Below are 17,530 nucleotides of genomic sequence, written 5' to 3' on the forward strand. Positions count from 1 at the left end.
TAAGCGAGGCACCGAGTGGAGGGGCGAGGACCTTTTGGTTACTTTTGGGTCCTTCCAAAAGTGACCCGCTGTAAGAGCGGAACCCTAAGCAGCCCTCACCACAGCAACGGATATGCCCCCAATCCCCCCAACTCCCCAACTCCCCAACTCCCCAACTCCCCAACTCCCCAACCGCCAGCAAAGCTCAAATCGGATTCGGACAATCAATAAACAAATGCTCCAGCGCAAACCGCCGCGCCAGATAATCACCCAACGCCTGAACCCCATAACGCTCGGTAGCATGATGCCCCGCCGCAATAAAGCTGATGCCATTCTCACGCGCACTGTGGAACGTCTGCTCCGACGCCTCCCCACTCAAATACAAATCAACACCCGCAGCAATCGCCTGGTCGATATACCCCTGCCCACCGCCCGTGCACCAGCCGACACGCCGAATCATCTCAGTGCCTTCGATCAACAGCGGCTCGCGCCCCATGACATCCTGCACCCGACGGGCAAAATCACGCGGCGACAAAGGCTCGGCCAGCGACCCCACCAACCCGACGATTTTCGGATTGCCCGGGTCCAGCGGCCCTTCAACCGTGATGTCCAACTGCCGAGCAAGCTGCACGTTGTTGCCCACCTCAGCATGCACATCCAGCGGCAAGTGGTAAGCCAGCAAGCTGATATCGTGCTTGAGCAGCGTTTTCAGCCGTCGCTGCTTCATACCCGTGATGCACGGGTTCTCGCCCTTCCAGAAATAACCATGGTGCACCAGCACCAAATCGGCCTGCGCCTCGACCGCCGCATCCAGCAGTGCCTGGCTCGCGGTCACGCCGCTGACGATACGCATCACCTGCGGACGGCCCTCGACCTGCAGGCCATTGGGGCAGTAATCGGCAATTTTTGCGCTGCCGAGGTAGCGGTCCGCTTCCTCGACGAGGGTGCTAAGGGGGACGGCCATAAAAGACTCCTAAATATCCCGTTCCGAGGCGCTCGCAGCCTCGTATAATGCGCGACATTATGGGCGCTCTCCCGCCCCCTGCAACCTGTCAGGACTTACTTGATGCTCAAGGCACTGCGTTTTTTTGGATGGCCATTGCTGGCTGGCGTGCTGATCGCGACGCTGATTATTCAGCGTTATCCCCAATGGGTGGGCCTGCCCAGCCTGGATGTGAACCTGCAACAGGCCCCACAAACCAATTCGGTGGTGCAAGGCCCGGTGACTTACGCCGACGCCGTTGTCATCGCCGCGCCTGCCGTGGTCAACCTGTACACCACCAAGGTCATCAACAAACCGGCGCATCCGCTGTTTGAAGACCCACAGTTTCGCCGCTATTTCGGCGACAACTCGCCCAAGCAGCGCCGCATGGAATCGAGCCTCGGTTCCGGGGTGATCATGAGCCCGGAAGGCTACATCCTCACCAACAACCACGTGACCACCGGCGCCGACCAGATTGTGGTGGCCTTGCGCGATGGCCGTGAAACCCTGGCCCGCGTGGTCGGCAGCGACCCGGAAACCGACCTTGCGGTCTTGAAGATCGACCTCAAGAGCCTGCCGTCGATCACCATCGGCCGCTCCGAAGCACTGCGCGTGGGCGACGTGGCGCTGGCCATCGGCAACCCGTTCGGCGTCGGCCAGACCGTGACCATGGGCATCATCAGCGCCACCGGGCGCAACCAGTTGGGGCTCAACAGCTACGAAGACTTCATCCAGACCGACGCGGCGATCAACCCGGGTAACTCCGGCGGCGCACTGGTGGATGCCAACGGCAACCTGACTGGCATCAACACGGCGATCTTCTCCAAATCCGGCGGCTCCCAGGGCATCGGTTTTGCGATCCCGGTGAAGCTGGCGATGGAGGTGATGAAGTCGATCATCGAACATGGCCAGGTGATCCGGGGCTGGCTCGGCATTGAAGTGCAGCCGTTGACCAAGGAACTGGCCGAGTCGTTTGGCCTGACCGGGCGTCCCGGCATCGTAGTCGCCGGGATCTTCCGCGACGGCCCGGCGCAGAAAGCCGGCCTGCAATTGGGCGATGTGATCCTCAGCATCGACGGCGAACCGGCCGGCGATGGCCGCAAATCGATGAACCAGGTGGCGCGGATCAAGCCGACCGACAAGGTGGCGATCCAGGTGATGCGCAACGGCAAAGAGATCAAGCTGCTGGCGGAAATCGGCCTGCGTCCGCCGCCTGCGCCTGTAAAAGAAGAGGAATAACCGGCTGAGGAGCCCGTTGGCGGGCTCCTGTAACCTAATATTTCAAAAGCAATTCATTCTCATTGGTCATGTTATATTGTTTCAATATCGCTATTGGAACACGCCTACATGCCGTCTCGAAAAATCGCCCCCTTGGCTGGCCTGGCCTTGGGGTTGTTGCTCGACCCCGCCTACGCCGAAGACAACACCCTGGAACTCGACGCAATCAGCGTCAGCACCGACGCCTATGAATCCGCCACCGGCCCCGTCAAAGGCTACCGCGCCACGCGTTCAGCCAGCGCGACTAAAACCGACACCGCCATTCGCGACATCCCACAAGCTATCAGCGTAATTCCCGCCACCGTCCTCAACGACTTGGGCAGCACCAACGTGGAACGTGCCCTGGAATTTGCCGGCGGCGTGTCCAGGCAGAACAACTTTGGCGGCCTCACGCTCTACGAGTACAGCGTGCGCGGCTTCACCACGTCGGAGTTCTATCAGGACGGTTTCAGCGCCAACCGTGGCTACCCGAGCACGCCGGACGCGGCCAACATTGAGCGTATCGAAGTGCTCAAAGGCCCCGCCGCCAGCCTGTACGGGCGCGGTGATCCAGGTGGCACGGTGAATATCGTCACCAAAAAGCCCCAACCCGACGCGTTTACCACCGTGCAAACCAGCGCCGGCAGCTGGGACCGCTACCGCACCGCCCTGGACGTGAACACCCCGCTGGACAGTGAGGGTCGACTATTGTCGCGGGTAAACCTGGCGGTGGAAGACAACCACAGCTTCCGCGACCACGTCGACGCCCAACGCGTGTTTGTCGCGCCGTCGTTCAGCTGGCAGCTGGACCCGGACACCACCTTGCTGGTGGAAAGCGAATTCGTGCGCCACAGTTCAACCTTCGACCGCGGCATTGTTGCGGCGAATAACCGCTGGGGCAGCATGTCCCGCTCCACCTTCCTCGGCGAGCCTGACGACGGCAACATTCGCAACCACAACAACCGCCTTCAGGCCACGCTGGAACACCACCTTAACGACGCCTGGAAACTGCGCCTGGCCAGCCATTACAAACAAGGCAGCCTGTGGGGCGACGCCTCGGAAAGCCGCGCGCTGAACACCGACGGCCGCACCGTCAACCGCCGCTACCGTGAACGCTCCACCGGCTGGCACGACAGCATCACCCAGTTGGAATTGCGCGGCGGGTTTGACACCGGCCCTTGGCAGCACGAACTGCTGATCGGCACCGAATACGAGGACTACCGCAAGAAGGAACGCGTCACCGCCATCGGCAACAGCCTCTACCCCATCGATATCTACCAGCCGGTCTACGGCCAGCCCAAACCCAGTGGCGCGCGCTCCGGCACCGACTTCTTTGAGCAGGTGAAAAGCCAGACGCTCAACCTGCAGGACCAGATCATCTTCACCGACCGCCTGCGCGGCATGCTCGGGGCGCGCTTCGAGCACTTCGAACAACGCACCGATGACTTCACCCGCAACCACGCCAGGAGCCGGCAAACCCACGACGCCCTCACCCAGCGCGCCGGCCTGCTCTATCAACTGACCCCGCAAGTCGGTGTGTTCGCCAACGCATCGACATCGTTCAAGCCCAACAATGGCCTGGATGCCGGCGGTAAATCCTTCAAGCCGGAAGAAGGCGTGGGGTATGAAATCGGCATCAAGAGCGAGCTGTTCGATGACCGCCTCAGCGCCACCCTCGCCGCGTTCCATATCGAAAAGGAAAACGTCCTCGCCCTGGACCCGGCCACCGACACCCAACGCGCTATGGGCAAGGCCCGCAGCCAGGGGATTGACCTGCAACTGAGCGGCCAGTTGACCGAGGCCGTGCGGGTGATCGGCGCCTTCGCCTACATCGACGCCGAGGTCACCAAGGGCGACAAAACCATCCCCACCGGCAGCCGGATTCTCGGCGTGGCCAAGCGCAGCGGCAGCCTGTTGGGCGTGTATGAGTTCCAGGACGGCGTGTTGCGCGGCTCCGACCTCGGCGCGGCCTTCACCTACGTCGGCGATCGCTCCGGCGAGGCGGGCACGCGCTTCGAATTGCCGGCCTATCACACCGTCGACCTGCTCGCGCATTACAAGGCCACGGACACCCTCACGGTAGGCTTGAACCTCAACAATCTGTTCGATGAAAAGTACTACGAGCGCTCCTACAGCAATTACTGGGTCAACCCCGGAGAGCCGCGCAATTTCACCGTCAGCCTGACCCTCAACCTGTAAAAGGACGTCACCACCGTGCACCCGCTCAAACCCTTGGCCCTGATCGGCCTGCTGTTCGCCACCCACGTCTCGGCCCACGGCCTGTGGACCGAACAGCGTCGCGGCAATATCGAAGTGATCTACGGCCACGGCGCCGAAGACAACGCGTTCAAGGCCCGGAAAATCAGTGGCGCCTGGGCGTATGACGTCAACGCCAAAATGATCCCAGTGACCGTGGAGCGCCTGGCCGACCACGCGCGCCTCAAGCCGCTCACGTCACCGGCGGTGCTGGCCGTCGCGCTGGATAACGGCATGTGGTCGCAGACGGCGGACCAGACATGGATCAACCAGGGCCGCAGCAAAGTGCCGGGGGCGATTGCGTCGACCCAGACCTTCAAATACAGCCTGGCGATTTACCAGCCAGGGGCGAAACTGCCGAAACTGGAGCAGATCAAGCTGTTGATCCTGCCGGAAGTTGACCCCTTGACGGTAGGGCCTGGCCAGTCACTGCCGGTGCGGGTACTGCTTGATGGCAAGCCTGCAGCAGGGATCAAGTTGGTGGGTGATTATCGGAATGCGCCGGGCACCGTGAGCACCGAGACCGACAAGGACGGCCGCGCCCAAGTACTGGTGAGGAATGAAGGGTTGAATGTGATCGCGGCGCAGGTGGAGTTGCCGCTTAAAGATAACGCCGACGTGGCGACCCGCGGGCTGTTCACCTCCCTGACTTTTCTGGGCGAACCGCACCACGAGTGATCGCCACACATTCAAAGTGGGCACAGTCAATGTGGGAGCGGGCTTGCTCGCGAAGACGGAGTGTCAGTCACCGAATGTATTGCCTGATACACCGCCTTCGCGAGCAAGCCCGCTCCCACATTGAGTCGCCACTGGCCTGATTACAGCGCCAACGGCGCGCGCTCGCACAGCGTATTAAGCGCCGCAGCCCACTGCGGGTCATCATTGAGGCACGGCACCAGCACCAACTCCTCGCCCCCCGCTGCGCGGAACTGCTCCAGGCCGCGGTCACCGATTTCTTCCAGGGTCTCGATGCAATCAGCAACAAATGCCGGGCACATCACCAGCAGCTTTTTCACGCCTTGCTGGGCCAGGGCTTCCAGGCGGGCCTCGGTGTAGGGTTCAATCCACTTCGCCCGGCCCAGGCGCGACTGGAAGGCCACTGACCATTTGCCATCCGGCAGCCCCATGCGCGCGGCAAAGTCTCGGGCGACGCTGAAGCATTGCGCGCGATAACAGGTGGCAAGCACTTCAGGCGACGCGTTCTGGCAGCAGTCGGCATCCTTGAAACAGTGGCCGCCGGTAGGGTCGAGTTTTTTCAGGTGCCGCTCGGGCAGCCCGTGGAAACTCAGCAGCAAGTGATCGTAATCCTGCGCCACATAAGGCCGTGCGCTGGTGACCAGCGCATCGAGGTATTCCGGCTGATCATAGAACGGTTGCAGGATCGAGAACTGCACCGTGAGTTTCTTGTCGCGCACCACCCGCTTGGCTTCTTCAATCACCGTGGTCACCGTGCTGTCGGCGAACTGCGGGTACAACGGCGCCAAGGTGACGTTACGAATGCCCTGGGCAGCCAGGCGGGTCAGCACCGTTTCAATCGACGGCTCGCCATAACGCATCGCCAGTTCCACCGGGCCCTGGGTCCACTGCGTGGTCATTTGCTCTTGCAAGCGGCGACTCAGGACTACCAGTGGCGAACCCTCGTCCCACCAGATTGACGCGTAGGCGTGGGCCGACTGCTCCGGGCGCTTGATCAAAATCAGCGACACCAGCAAGCGCCGCACCGGCCACGGCAGGTCGATCACGTAAGGGTCCATCAGAAACTGATTGAGGTAGCTGCGTACATCGGCCACCGACGTGGACGCCGGTGAACCCAGGTTGACCAGTAACAACGCGTGATCCGTCATGCAACATCCTATCTATGGCTAAAGGCGGCTGGACAAGTCTTCCAGGGCCGCGTGCAACTCAATGAACTGAAAAGTGAAACCGGCGGCCAGCAACCGTTCGGGCACCGCCTTCTGCCCGCCCAACAGCAACCCGGACAACTCGCCCAGCCCGACCTTCAACGCAAACGCCGGCAACGGCATAAAGGCCGGGCGGTGCAGCACGCGGCCCAGGGTCTTGGCAAACTCGCTGTTACGCACCGGGTGTGGCGCGCAGGCATTATAAGGACCGCTGGCGTCAGTCTTGTGCAGAAGAAAATCAATCAGGGCGATTTGATCCTTGATATGCACCCACGGCATCCACTGCCGACCAGTGCCGATAGGCCCGCCCAGCCCCAGTTTGAACGGCAGCAACAGCCGCGACAAAAAGCCGCCCTTCGCCGCCAGTACCAAGCCTGTGCGCACCAGCACCACGCGCACGCCCAACGCCTCGGCACGCACGGCGGTTTCTTCCCAGGCGATGCACAGCTGGCTGGGAAAGTCGTCCTTCACCGGGCCGCTGGCTTCGGTCAATTCGCGTTCCCCGCCGTCGCCGTACCACCCCACGGCAGAACCCGAAATCAAAACGGAGGGCTTGTGTTCCAGGCCCTCCATCCAGTTCAGCAGGGTTTCGGTGAGGCTGATGCGGCTGCTCCACAACAGCGCCTTGCGCTTCTTGGTCCAAGGCCGATCGGCAATGGGCGCGCCAGCCAGGTTGACCACCGCATCCACGCTGCCGATCACATCCTGCAAACGGCCGACACCCAACACCTCGGCGCCGCACCAATGGGCGACGGTGTCCGGTTCACGGCTCCACACGGTCAAGCGATGCCCCTGGGCAAGCCAGTGCAAGCAGAGCTTGCGACCGATCAAACCCGTACCGCCGGTCAGCAAAATATGCATGGGATCCTCCTCATGTAACGTTCGCCGCCCATCACTGGTCTATTTTATAAGCAGGGATCATTTGTAATCGGGCGTGGGCGTGTGTTTAAGCATCAGCTTTAACCATAGGCCACGCCGTAAGAACAGGTACGCCAAAACTTATACCAAAAAACAATATTGTACAGCTATTGGTGTCGGCGTAGTCTGTACCCAACGGTAAAACGAGGCCTCCCATGACTGTTCCCATCGCGATCATAGGCACCGGCATCGCCGGTCTCTCCGCCGCCCGAGCGTTACAAGACGCGGGGCACGTTGTACAACTCTTCGATAAAAGCCGCGGCAGCGGCGGCCGCATGTCCAGCAAACGCAGCGATGCCGGCGCACTCGACATGGGCGCGCAATACTTCACCGCCCGCGACCGGCGCTTCGTCAACGAGGTGCAGCGCTGGCAGAGCAACGGCTGGGCCGAGCAGTGGAAACCGCAGCTGTACAACTTCAAGTCCGGCCAGCTCACGCCCTCCCCCGATGAACAGATCCGTTGGGTAGGCACGCCACGCATGAGCGCAATCACCCGCGCACTGCTGGACGACTTGCCGGTGGAGTTCGGTTGCCGCATCACCGAAGTGTTCCAGGGCAAACAGCACTGGAACCTGTTGGATGCCGACGGTGGCAACCATGGCCCTTTCAGCCATGTGGTCATCGCCACACCTGCGCCCCAAGCCACCGCCCTGCTGGCGGCCGCGCCCAAGTTGGCGAGTGCCGCTGCCGGGGTAAAAATGGACCCGACCTGGGCCATCGCCCTGGCCTTCGACACACCGCTGGATACGCCCATGGAAGGCTGCTTCGTACAAGACAGCGCCCTCGACTGGCTGGCGCGCAACCGCAGCAAACCGGGGCGCGACACCCACCTCGACACCTGGGTGCTGCACGCCACCAGCGCCTGGAGCAAGGACCACCTGGACCTGCCCAAGGAAGCCGTGATCGAACACCTGCACGGCGCCTTCGCCGAATTGCTGCACAGCGCCATGCCGGCGCCGTCGTTCAGCCTGGCCCACCGCTGGCTGTACGCACGACCGTCCAGCAGCCATGAGTTCGGCGTGCTCGCCGATGCCGACCTGGGCTTGTATGTGTGTGGCGACTGGTGCCTGTCCGGCCGGGTCGAAGGTGCCTGGCTCAGTGGCCAGGAAGCTGCGCGCCGCTTGATCGAGCACCTGCAATGAACCGCATAAATCCCGCCAAATTGCTGCTGTCGAAGTGGACAGCAGCGCGCCCTCGAAACAAGGAAAAACACTTCCTGGTCACCGAACTGTTTCGTGACGAAGAAGGCACCGTGCTGGAAATTGAACTGCAAGCCGTCCTGACCCGCCGCGCCGAACGCCTGGCCTGGCAAACCCTGCAAAACGCCGAAGACTGGCGAATCGGCTGGAAATAGCCTCACCGCAAATACTTGTACAAAATATTTGACTTGTACAGCATCAAACCTATGATGAGATTTAGTTGTACAAGCTTTGTAGCTTGTACAGGAATCTTGCAGAGGTTTGGCCATGTCCAGCACTGTTAAACCGAAGATCGCCATCAGCGCCTGCCTGCTTGGCGAGAACGTGCGCTTCAACGGCGGACACAAACAATCCCTGCTGTGCAGCCAGACCCTCAGCGATTATTTCGACTTCGTGCCGCTGTGCCCGGAAGTGGCAATCGGCCTGGGTATTACCCGCGAACCCATCCGCTTGGTCGGCGACCCGGCCCAGCCGCAAGCCGTCGGCAGCGTGCGCCCTGAACTCAATGTGACCCAGCCACTGAATGACTACGGCCAGCAGATGGCGGCGGAACATACCGACCTGTGCGGTTACATTTTCATGCAGAAATCACCGTCGTGCGGCCTGGAGCGGGTCAAGGTCTACCGCGACAACGGCACGCCCGTCGACGGTGGTGGGCGCGGCATCTACGCCCAGGCGTTTTGCGCGCGCCACCTCAACCTTCCCGTGGAAGAAGACGGCCGCCTTAACGACCCGGTGCTGCGGGAAAACTTCCTGACCCGCGTGTTCGTCTACGCCACCTGGCAACAGTTGCTGGCTGAAGGCCTCACCCGTCACCGCCTGCTGGCCTTTCACTCGCGTTACAAATACCTGCTGATGGCCCACAGCCCGGCGCACTACAAAAGCCTCGGCCATCTGCTGGGGAGCATGGACAAGGGCACCCAACTCGACGAATTGGCCAGCGGGTACTTCAGCGAGCTGATGGTCGGCCTGAAAAAGTGCGCCACCCGTGGCACCCACACCAATGTGCTGCAACACATCAGCGGCTATCTGAAACAAGCCATCAGCGCCGACGACAAGCAAGAAATGCAAACCGTCATCGGCCAATACCGCCACGGCATCGTGCCGCTGGTGGTGCCGCTCACCTTGCTCAAACATCACTTTCGCCAACACCCGGACCGCTACATCGCGCAACAGGCCTACCTGCAGCCGCACCCGGAAAACCTCAGCCTGCGTAATGCGATCTAACCCATGAAAAGCGTGATGAAAGCCATCCTGCAAGACGAACCGGGCGAAGATATCGCCCAAGCCCTCGAAGAGGGCTGGCTGCCGATTCGCGAAGTGGCGCGCCAGACCGGCGTCAACGCCGTGACCTTGCGCGCCTGGGAACGACGTTACGGCTTGATCGTGCCCCAACGCACACCCAAGGGCCATCGGCTGTTCAGCGCCGAACATGTCCAACGCATCCATACCATTCTTACGTGGCTCAACCGTGGCGTCCCCGTCAGCCAGGTGAAAAACCTGATCGATACCGCGCAAAACAGCCCCGACAGCGTCGAAAACGAATGGCACGCACTGCGCCAGAACCTGATCAGCGCGATCAGCGAGCTGGCCGAGCGCCGTGTCGACGACGCCTTCAACCAGGCCATGGCGCTGTATCCACCGCGCACCCTCTGCGAACAACTGATGCTGCCATTGCTCGCCGAGCTGGAGCAGCGCTGGCTGGGCCAGTTTGGCGCACAGATGGAGCGGGTATTTTTCCTCTCGTGGCTGCGCAGCAAATTTGGCGCGCGCATTTACCACAACAACCGCCAGTTGCAGGGCGCGCCATTATTGCTGATCAACCATTCCGACCTGCCCCTGGAACCGAACCTGTGGCTCAGCGCCTGGCTGGCCAGCAGCGCCGACTGCCCCGTAGAGGTTTTCGACTGGCCGTTGCCAGCCGGTGAACTGGCCCTGGCGGTGGAACACCTGCAACCGCGCGCCGTCCTGCTGTTTTCGAGCAAGGCCCTGCACCTGGCGGCAATCCCAAAACTCCTGGGTGGCATTCGGTGCCCAATAGTGATTGCCGGACCAACGGTATGCATCCACCAGGCCGAGTGGGCCGTATTAACCCGTGACACCCCTGAATTGTTCGTGGCCGAAGACCCATTGTCGGCTCACCAGATACTGATCCAGCGTGGAATCGTTTAAATGCATTTGACCTGGCTGCGCACCGACTTGCGCCTACTCGACAACACCGCCCTGGGCGCCGCACGCCAGCGCGGTTCGATCGCGGCCGTCTACCTCATTACGCCTGAGCAATGGCTGGCCCACGATGATGCGCCGTGCAAAGTCGACTTTTGGCTGCGCAACCTGGAGCACCTGAGCCAGTCGCTCGGTGAGTTGAATATTCCCCTGCTGATTCGCACCGCCGCGACCTGGGACCAGGCGCCTGCCGTGCTGGCCACGCTGTGCCGGGAACTGTCGGTGGAATCGGTGCACGTCAACGAGGAATACGGCATCCACGAAAGCCGTCGCGACGCAGCCGTGGCCAAAGCCCTGGAAGCCGACGGCGTGACGTTCCACAGTTACCTCGACCAGCTGTTTTTCCAGCCAGGCAGCGTGCTGACTAAAACCGGCACCTACTTCCAGGTCTTCAGTCAGTTCCGCAAGGTCTGCTACACCCGTCTGCACAGTGCCTTGCCGCGCCGGGTGCCTGCCATCAACGGCCAGGCACCGATCACGCTCAAGAGCGACCCTGTTCCGACAACCGTTGAAGGTTTCGCGCCGCCCAGCGACAGCTTGCGCGCCCTCTGGCCCGCGGGTGAAGACGAAGCCCGCCGCCGCCTCGATGCCTTCGCCGACCAGCAGATCAGCTACTACAAGGATGAACGCGACTTCCCGGCCAAGCCCGGCACCAGCCAGCTGTCCGCCTACCTCGCCGCCGGCGTAGTGTCGCCGCGCCAATGTTTGCACGCCGCCCTGCAAACCAACGGGGGCGAGTTTGAAAGTGGCGACATGGGCGCCATCACCTGGATCAACGAACTGCTGTGGCGTGAGTTCTACAAACACATTCTGGTCGGCTACCCACGCGTGTCTCGCCACCGTGCGTTCCGCCCCGAAACGGAAGCGGTGGCCTGGCGTCATGCGCCCAAGGACCTGGCCGCCTGGCAGGAAGCGCGCACCGGCTTGCCGATCATCGACGCGGCCATGCGCCAACTGCTCGAAACCGGCTGGATGCACAACCGCCTGCGCATGGTGGTGGCGATGTTCCTGACCAAGAACCTGCTGATCGACTGGCGCGAAGGCGAGCGTTTCTTCATGCGCCACCTCATCGACGGCGACCTGGCCGCCAACAACGGCGGCTGGCAGTGGAGTTCGTCCACCGGCACCGACTCGGCGCCGTACTTCCGGATTTTCAGCCCGCTGAGCCAGTCGGAGAAATTCGACGGCGAAGGCGTGTTCATCAAGCACTGGCTGCCGGAACTGGCCGCGCTGAATAAAAAGGAAGTGCACAACCCCGAGGCAGCCGGCGGCCTGTTCGGCGTGGCGGACTATCCGCGCTCGATTGTCGACCTGAAGAAATCCCGCGAACGCGCTTTGGCGGCGTTCCGCAGCCTGCCTTCCCGTGAAGCCGTCGGGGGCCGCCATGAGTGACTTCCTGCGCCGGTTCGCCCAGGCCTTTGCCACGCTGGACAAGCACAACCTGCACCTGCTCGAGAGCCTGTACAGCAAAGACGTGGCCTTCACCGACCCGCTGCATGAAGTACACGGGCTGCCCGCGATGCACCGCTATTTCGCTGAGTTGTACGGCAATGTCAGCCAGCTGCGCTTCGACTTCCACGGGTTCGACCAAGTGGCCGAAGGCGAAGGCTACCTGCGCTGGAAAATGAGCTTCTGCCACCCACGCTTGGCCAAGGGCAAGGTGATTCGGGTGGAAGGCTGCTCACACCTGATGTGGCGCGACAAGGTTTACCGCCATCGTGACTATTTCGATGCCGGCGCCCTGCTCTATGAACACCTGCCGGTGCTCGGCCGGGTCATAAGCTGGCTGAAAAGGAGAATGGCATGAGCCTCACACCGCCCCGCCGATATTGGCTGACCGGCGCCAGCAGTGGCATCGGCGCAGCCCTGGCCGTGCAATTGCTCAACAGCGGCGCCCTTGTGGCGCTCAGCTCGCGCACCAAAGGCCCGCTGGAAGCACTCGCCCAACGTTACCCGGGGCAAGTGCTGGTGGTGGCCGGTGACTTGACCGACAGTCAGACTGTGCGCGAAATCGGCGAGCATATCGGCGTGGTCTGGGGGTCGGTGGACACGGTGATCCTCAACGCCGGCACCTGCGAATACGTCGATGCCAAGCAGTTTGACGCCTCAATTGTCGAGCACGTGGTGCGCACCAACCTGCTGGCCAGCAGCTACTGCATTGAAGCCGCGTTGCCACTGTTGCGCGCCGGGCGTACGCCACACCTGGTGGGCGTGGCCAGCGCCGTGACTTACCTGCCGATGCCGCGCGCCGAAGCCTACGGCGCCTCCAAGGCCGGGCTGCGTTACTTGTTTGAATCCCTGCGCATCAGCCTGTCGCCCGAGCACATCGATGTCACGGTGATCAGCCCGGGTTTTGTCGACACGCCGCTGACCGAACGCAATGATTTCCCGATGCCCTTGAGCTGGTCCGCCGACAAAGCGGCGCGGCATATCTTCGCCAAGCTGGATAAACGCCCGCTGGAAATTGCCTTCCCGGCGCTGTTCATCGCCACCTTGTGGCCGCTGTCGAAGCTGCCTAACCGTGCCCAATTGATCATCGGCAAACGCATGTTGCGCAGCCCACCGCCGCAGAAGGACGACCAGTGAAGATCGCCATTATCGGCAGCGGCATCGCCGGGCTGACCAGCGCCTACCTGCTCAGCCGTCGCCACGACATCACCCTGTTCGAAGCGGGCGACCGCATCGGCGGGCACACACACACGGTCAACGTGACGGTCGAGGGCAAAAGCTATGCGGTGGACACCGGTTTTATCGTGTTCAACGACTGGACCTACCCCAACTTCATCCGCTTGCTGGGGCAGATTGGCGTGACGTTCAAGCCCACCGAGATGAGCTTTTCGGTGTGCGACCAGAACGAAGGTTTCGAATACAACGGCAATAACCTCAACAGCCTGTTTGCCCAGCGCCGCAATATTCTGTCGCCGGGGTTCTGGGGCATGTTGCGCGACATCCTGCGCTTCAACCGCCAGGCGCCGCTGGATTTGCAGGAGCAACGCATCAGCGCCGAGATGACCCTGGGCGACTACCTCAAAGCTAACCACTACGGCCCGCGGTTTATCCGGCATTACATCGTGCCGATGGGCGCGGCGATCTGGTCGATGTCCCTGGCGGACATGCTCGGCTTCCCCTTGCAGTTCTTCGTACGATTTTTCAAGAACCACGGCTTGCTGTCGGTGAGCAACCGGCCGCAGTGGTGCGTGATCGAGGGCGGGTCGAGCAGCTATATAGAACCGCTGACGCGCAGCTTTCGCGAACAGGTGCGCCTCAATTGCCCTGTGCATAACGTTGAGCGTACCGACGACGGCGTAGTTATCCACAGCGCCGCCGGCAGCGAGGCGTTTGACCGGGTGGTGTTCGCCTGTCACAGCGACCAGGCCCTGGCACTGCTGGCCGACCCGAGCCAGGCCGAACAGGAAATCCTCGGCGCGCTGCCCTACGCCGACAACGACGTGGTACTGCACACCGACACCCGCCTGTTGCCCGACCGCAAACTGGCCTGGGCCAGCTGGAATTACCGGCTGATCGGCAAGGCACAGTCCCAGGCCGCCGTCACCTACGACATGAACATCCTGCAAGGCATCGACAGCGCGACCACCTTTTGCGTCAGCCTCAACCAGACGCCGATGATCAACCCGCTGAAAATTCTCGCCCGCTACACCTACACCCATCCGCAATACAGCCTGGCGTCAGTGGCGGCGCAGGCGCGCTGGGAAGAATTGCTCGGCGCGCGCCATACGTTTTATTGCGGCGCGTACTGGGCCAACGGTTTTCATGAAGACGGCGTGGTCAGCGCCCTGCGCGTGGCCCAGGCCTTTGGGGAAACCCTGTGAACAGCGCCCTGTACAGCGGCTGGATCGCCCATCGCCGGTTTACGCCCAAGGCCCACGCCTTTCGCTACCGCATCGGCCTGCTGTACCTGGATTTGAGCGAGCAAGACGCCGTGCTCGGCCTGTCGCCCCTCGCGGGCGCCGGGCGCCTGGCGCCCTTTGGTTTTCGCGAGCAGGACTACCTGCGTGAGTTCACCCGTCACGGCATGGGCTTGACCGATGCCGTGCGCCAAGAAGTCGGCAAGGCCTTGGGGCGAACGCCTCAAGGCGTTATCTGCCTGCTGACCCAGGCCCGCAGTTGGGGCCTGGCTTTTAATCCGGTGAGTTTCTTCTACTGCTTCGAGGCCGACGGGAGTCTGGCCGCGATCCTGTGCGAAGTGACTAACACCCCATGGCGCGAGCGCTATCACTACGTGCTGCCGGCCCAGGCCCTCGGCGCCGAGGAGCACCAGCACTTTGCCGTGGCCAAGGCCTTTCATGTGTCGCCCTTTTTGCCACGCGACCTGGAATACCGCATGAGCTTCAGCCCGCCCGCCGCCAAGCTGGGCGTGCACATGGCCGATTGGCAAGGTTCGCAAAAAGTCTTCGACGCCACCTTGAGCCTGCAGCGCGAGGCACTCAACCGCGCCAGCCTGCACCGCTACCTGTGGCGCTTTCCGTGGATGACCGCCAAGACTTGCCTCGCCATTTACTGGCAGGCGATGCGCCTGTTGCTCAAACGTACACCGATTTTTTCCCATCAGGCCGCCGAAGGCGCCTCTCGCACCGCTGTCGGGTATACCAAGGATCGCCGCCATGAAAACCCCTAGCTTATCGGTCAAGGCCAACCGCCTGAACGTCAACGGCATGACCACCGTGTTGCTGCGCAAGGCCGTGCTGCGCCAACTCAGCCAACTGCGCCACGGCCAGTTGGTGGTGATCGAAGACGGCGAACGCCAGGTCTTCGGCGCCCGGGAAGCGCACTTGCTGGGGGAAATCCAGATCCTCGATTCGGCGGTGTGGGGCCTGGTAGCGGCCAACGGTTCGATCGGCGCCGGTGAGGCGTTCATTCACGGTTACTGGAGCAGCCCGGACCTCACCGCCGTGGTGCGCGTGATGGTCAGCAACCTCGACGTACTCGATGCCATGGAAGGCGGCCTGGCACGCCTGGCACGCCCTTTCACCCAAGGCCTGCACTGGCTCAACCGCAATACGCGCAAGGGTTCGCAGAAAAACATCGCCGCCCACTACGACCTGGGCAATGACCTGTTCGAGGAATTCCTCGACCCGACCATGATGTATTCGGCGGCGCAATTCCTGACCCCCGACGACACCCTGGAACAGGCGCAACTGAACAAACTGGAGCGCATCTGCCAGAAGCTGGCGCTCAAGCCGACTGACCACCTGCTGGAAATCGGCACCGGCTGGGGCAGCATGGCGCTGTACGCGGCGCAGCAATACGGCTGCAAGGTCACCACCACGACCCTCTCCAAAGAGCAGTATGCCTACACCGAGAAGCGCATCGAGGCCTTGGGCCTGCAAGACCAGGTGACCCTGTTGCTGCAGGATTACCGCGACCTTACCGGCCACTATGACAAGCTGGTGTCGATCGAGATGATCGAGGCGGTGGGCCATCGCTTCCTGCCCACCTACTTCAAACAGTGCGCGCAGTTGCTCAAGAGCGACGGCCTGATGCTGCTGCAAGCCATCACCATCCGTGAGCAACGGTTTGAGCAGGCCAAGAACAGCGTCGACTTTATCCAGCGCTATATCTTCCCCGGCGGCGCCCTGCCCTGTGTGCAGAACATGCTGCAGATTGTCAGCCGCGACACCGACATGAACCTGCTGCACATGGAAGACTTCGGCCTGCACTACGCACGCACCTTGCGCCTGTGGCATGAGAATTTTCGTCGCGCCCATGGCCGCCTCGCAGAGTTGGGCTACGATGAGTACTTCCTGCGTTTGTGGGAGTTCTACTTGTGCTACTGCGAGGGTGGATTCATGGAGCGAACAATCGGTACCGCGCAGTTGCTGCTGGCCAAGCCCGCGGCGATCAACCCGCCGCTGCTCGGACGCTTCGATGCTTAAACCGCTGGCCAATGCCGTGCTGTTCCAGTGCGGCTGGTTTGCCTGTGTGCTCGGCGGTGACAGCCGCTGGTTGCTGGTCGGGTTTGCCGTCCTGGTCATTCACCTGCTGTGGATAAGTGCGTGGTCGGCCGAGGGGCAAGTCATCCTCGCCGTGACCTTGCTGGGCACCGTCCTCGATACCTCATTGCGCACCTTTGGCGTGTTTCATTTCAGCTTTCCGGGGCCATTGATTCCGTTTTGGCTGGTGCTGCTGTGGGCATTGCTCGCCACTACGTTGCGCCATTGCCTGGCGTGGAGCGCACAGCCCTGGTGGCGCGCAAGCCTGCTCGGCGCGGTGGGCGGGCCGCTGTCTTACTACGCGGGCAGCCAATTGGCCGGGGTGAGTTTCGGTTATGGCACGGCGCCCACCCTGATCGGCCTGGCGCTGCTCTGGGCGATAATATTCCCGGTGCTGCACTGGGTTGCCCGGCAACTTGGGCACTGACGTCCGTCAGAGCATTCATACGCATTGGGTGCGCTTGCCTTACACTGCGCGCCTATGACCAACATCCCCCACACGCAAATCCCCGAACCCGCCGTCACCTGCTCGACGTGTGCGGCCTGCTGCTGCCAGCTGGAAGTGATGCTGATCACCGACACGGGCGTGCCGGAGCGCTATATCGATACCGACGACTGGGGCGGTGAAGTGATGCTGCGCCTGGATGACGGCTGGTGCGCGGCGCTGGATCGGGACACGATGATGTGTACGATCTATGAGCGACGGCCGCTGATCTGCCGGGAGTTCGAGATGGGCGCGCCGGAATGCCTGACCGAGCGCGAAGGCATTGCGACGGCGTATCGCTGATCTGAAGACAGACAGAGATTAAAAATGTGGGAGCGGGCTTGCTCGCGAATGCAGGGTGCCAGTCACTGAACAAT

18 protein-coding genes are annotated in these 17,530 nt (G+C 62.0%); 15 read left to right on the forward strand and 3 right to left on the reverse strand.

All coding sequences use genetic code 11. The features are described from left to right. Positions 1–184 precede the first annotated feature (184 nt). Positions 185–943: a Nif3-like dinuclear metal center hexameric protein gene (locus WBB95_RS14905; protein ID WP_424488282.1), complete on the reverse strand. Its 759-nt coding sequence runs from the start codon at positions 941–943 to the stop codon at positions 185–187. 102 nt (positions 944–1,045) lie between these two features. On the opposite strand from WBB95_RS14905, the gene algW reads away from it, so the two are divergent. The 3 genes from algW (at position 1,046) to WBB95_RS14920 (ending at position 5,152) form a co-directional block, all read left to right on the forward strand. Then, positions 1,046–2,200 (forward strand): Do family serine endopeptidase AlgW, encoded by a 1,155-nt coding sequence (gene algW, locus WBB95_RS14910; RefSeq protein ID WP_424488283.1) that lies wholly within the window; start codon positions 1,046–1,048, stop codon positions 2,198–2,200. A 108-nt stretch (positions 2,201–2,308) separates the two neighbouring features. Further along, on the forward strand, positions 2,309–4,417 hold the full coding sequence (locus WBB95_RS14915) for a TonB-dependent siderophore receptor (RefSeq protein WP_424488284.1): 2,109 nt from the start codon (positions 2,309–2,311) through the stop codon (positions 4,415–4,417). Positions 4,418–4,432: 15 nt separating this feature from the next. Next, complete coding sequence (locus WBB95_RS14920; RefSeq protein ID WP_424488285.1) at positions 4,433–5,152, forward strand: DUF4198 domain-containing protein; 720 nt, start codon at positions 4,433–4,435, stop codon at positions 5,150–5,152. Between the two features lie 140 nt (positions 5,153–5,292). On the opposite strand, the gene hemH is transcribed toward WBB95_RS14920, so the two are convergent. After that, positions 5,293–6,318 (reverse strand): ferrochelatase, encoded by a 1,026-nt coding sequence (gene hemH, locus WBB95_RS14925; protein ID WP_424488286.1) that lies wholly within the window; start codon positions 6,316–6,318, stop codon positions 5,293–5,295. 18 nt (positions 6,319–6,336) lie between these two features. After that, the gene (locus tag WBB95_RS14930) at positions 6,337–7,236 is read right to left on the reverse strand and encodes a TIGR01777 family oxidoreductase (protein WP_424488287.1); all 900 of its coding nucleotides are present in this window, start codon (positions 7,234–7,236) and stop codon (positions 6,337–6,339) included. 212 nt (positions 7,237–7,448) lie between these two features. Between WBB95_RS14930 and WBB95_RS14935 the strand changes: the two genes are divergently transcribed. The 12 genes from WBB95_RS14935 to WBB95_RS14990 all read left to right on the forward strand — a co-directional run bounded on the left by WBB95_RS14935 (position 7,449) and on the right by WBB95_RS14990 (position 17,456). Next, a complete protein-coding gene (locus WBB95_RS14935) occupies positions 7,449–8,435 on the forward strand; it encodes an NAD(P)/FAD-dependent oxidoreductase (protein WP_424488288.1) in 987 nt (328 codons plus the stop codon). Next, on the forward strand, positions 8,432–8,647 hold the full coding sequence (locus tag WBB95_RS14940; protein ID WP_424488289.1) for a TIGR02450 family Trp-rich protein: 216 nt from the start codon (positions 8,432–8,434) through the stop codon (positions 8,645–8,647). Before WBB95_RS14935 ends, WBB95_RS14940 begins: the two co-directional genes overlap by 4 nt. A gap of 112 nt (positions 8,648–8,759) precedes the next feature. Continuing rightward, on the forward strand, positions 8,760–9,719 hold the full coding sequence (locus WBB95_RS14945) for a YbgA family protein (RefSeq protein ID WP_424488290.1): 960 nt from the start codon (positions 8,760–8,762) through the stop codon (positions 9,717–9,719). Between the two features lie 15 nt (positions 9,720–9,734). Then, positions 9,735–10,664, forward strand: a complete 930-nt coding sequence (locus tag WBB95_RS14950; protein ID WP_424488299.1) for a MerR family transcriptional regulator — start codon at positions 9,735–9,737, stop codon at positions 10,662–10,664. Next, positions 10,665–12,110: a deoxyribodipyrimidine photo-lyase gene (phrB, locus tag WBB95_RS14955; RefSeq protein ID WP_424488291.1), complete on the forward strand. Its 1,446-nt coding sequence runs from the start codon at positions 10,665–10,667 to the stop codon at positions 12,108–12,110. After that, positions 12,103–12,525, forward strand: a complete 423-nt coding sequence (locus tag WBB95_RS14960) for a nuclear transport factor 2 family protein (protein WP_424488292.1) — start codon at positions 12,103–12,105, stop codon at positions 12,523–12,525. The genes phrB and WBB95_RS14960 overlap by 8 nt, the downstream gene beginning before the upstream one ends. Next, positions 12,522–13,304 (forward strand): SDR family NAD(P)-dependent oxidoreductase, encoded by a 783-nt coding sequence (locus WBB95_RS14965; RefSeq protein WP_424488293.1) that lies wholly within the window; start codon positions 12,522–12,524, stop codon positions 13,302–13,304. The genes WBB95_RS14960 and WBB95_RS14965 overlap by 4 nt, the downstream gene beginning before the upstream one ends. Next, entirely contained in the window at positions 13,301–14,548 is a 1,248-nt protein-coding gene (locus WBB95_RS14970) for an NAD(P)/FAD-dependent oxidoreductase (RefSeq protein WP_424488294.1), read from the forward strand. Before WBB95_RS14965 ends, WBB95_RS14970 begins: the two co-directional genes overlap by 4 nt. After that, entirely contained in the window at positions 14,545–15,354 is an 810-nt protein-coding gene (locus tag WBB95_RS14975) for a DUF1365 domain-containing protein (protein ID WP_424488295.1), read from the forward strand. The genes WBB95_RS14970 and WBB95_RS14975 overlap by 4 nt, the downstream gene beginning before the upstream one ends. Further along, complete coding sequence (locus tag WBB95_RS14980; protein ID WP_424488296.1) at positions 15,341–16,612, forward strand: class I SAM-dependent methyltransferase; 1,272 nt, start codon at positions 15,341–15,343, stop codon at positions 16,610–16,612. The genes WBB95_RS14975 and WBB95_RS14980 overlap by 14 nt, the downstream gene beginning before the upstream one ends. Further along, positions 16,605–17,096 (forward strand): DUF2878 domain-containing protein, encoded by a 492-nt coding sequence (locus WBB95_RS14985; RefSeq protein ID WP_424488297.1) that lies wholly within the window; start codon positions 16,605–16,607, stop codon positions 17,094–17,096. The genes WBB95_RS14980 and WBB95_RS14985 overlap by 8 nt, the downstream gene beginning before the upstream one ends. A 54-nt stretch (positions 17,097–17,150) precedes the next feature. Then, a complete protein-coding gene (locus WBB95_RS14990) occupies positions 17,151–17,456 on the forward strand; it encodes a YkgJ family cysteine cluster protein (RefSeq protein WP_424488298.1) in 306 nt (101 codons plus the stop codon). The last annotated feature ends 74 nt before the right edge of the window (positions 17,457–17,530 follow it).

This window comes from Pseudomonas sp., assembly GCF_049645325.1.
In the GTDB taxonomy this organism is placed as follows: Bacteria; Pseudomonadota; Gammaproteobacteria; order Pseudomonadales; family Pseudomonadaceae; genus Aquipseudomonas.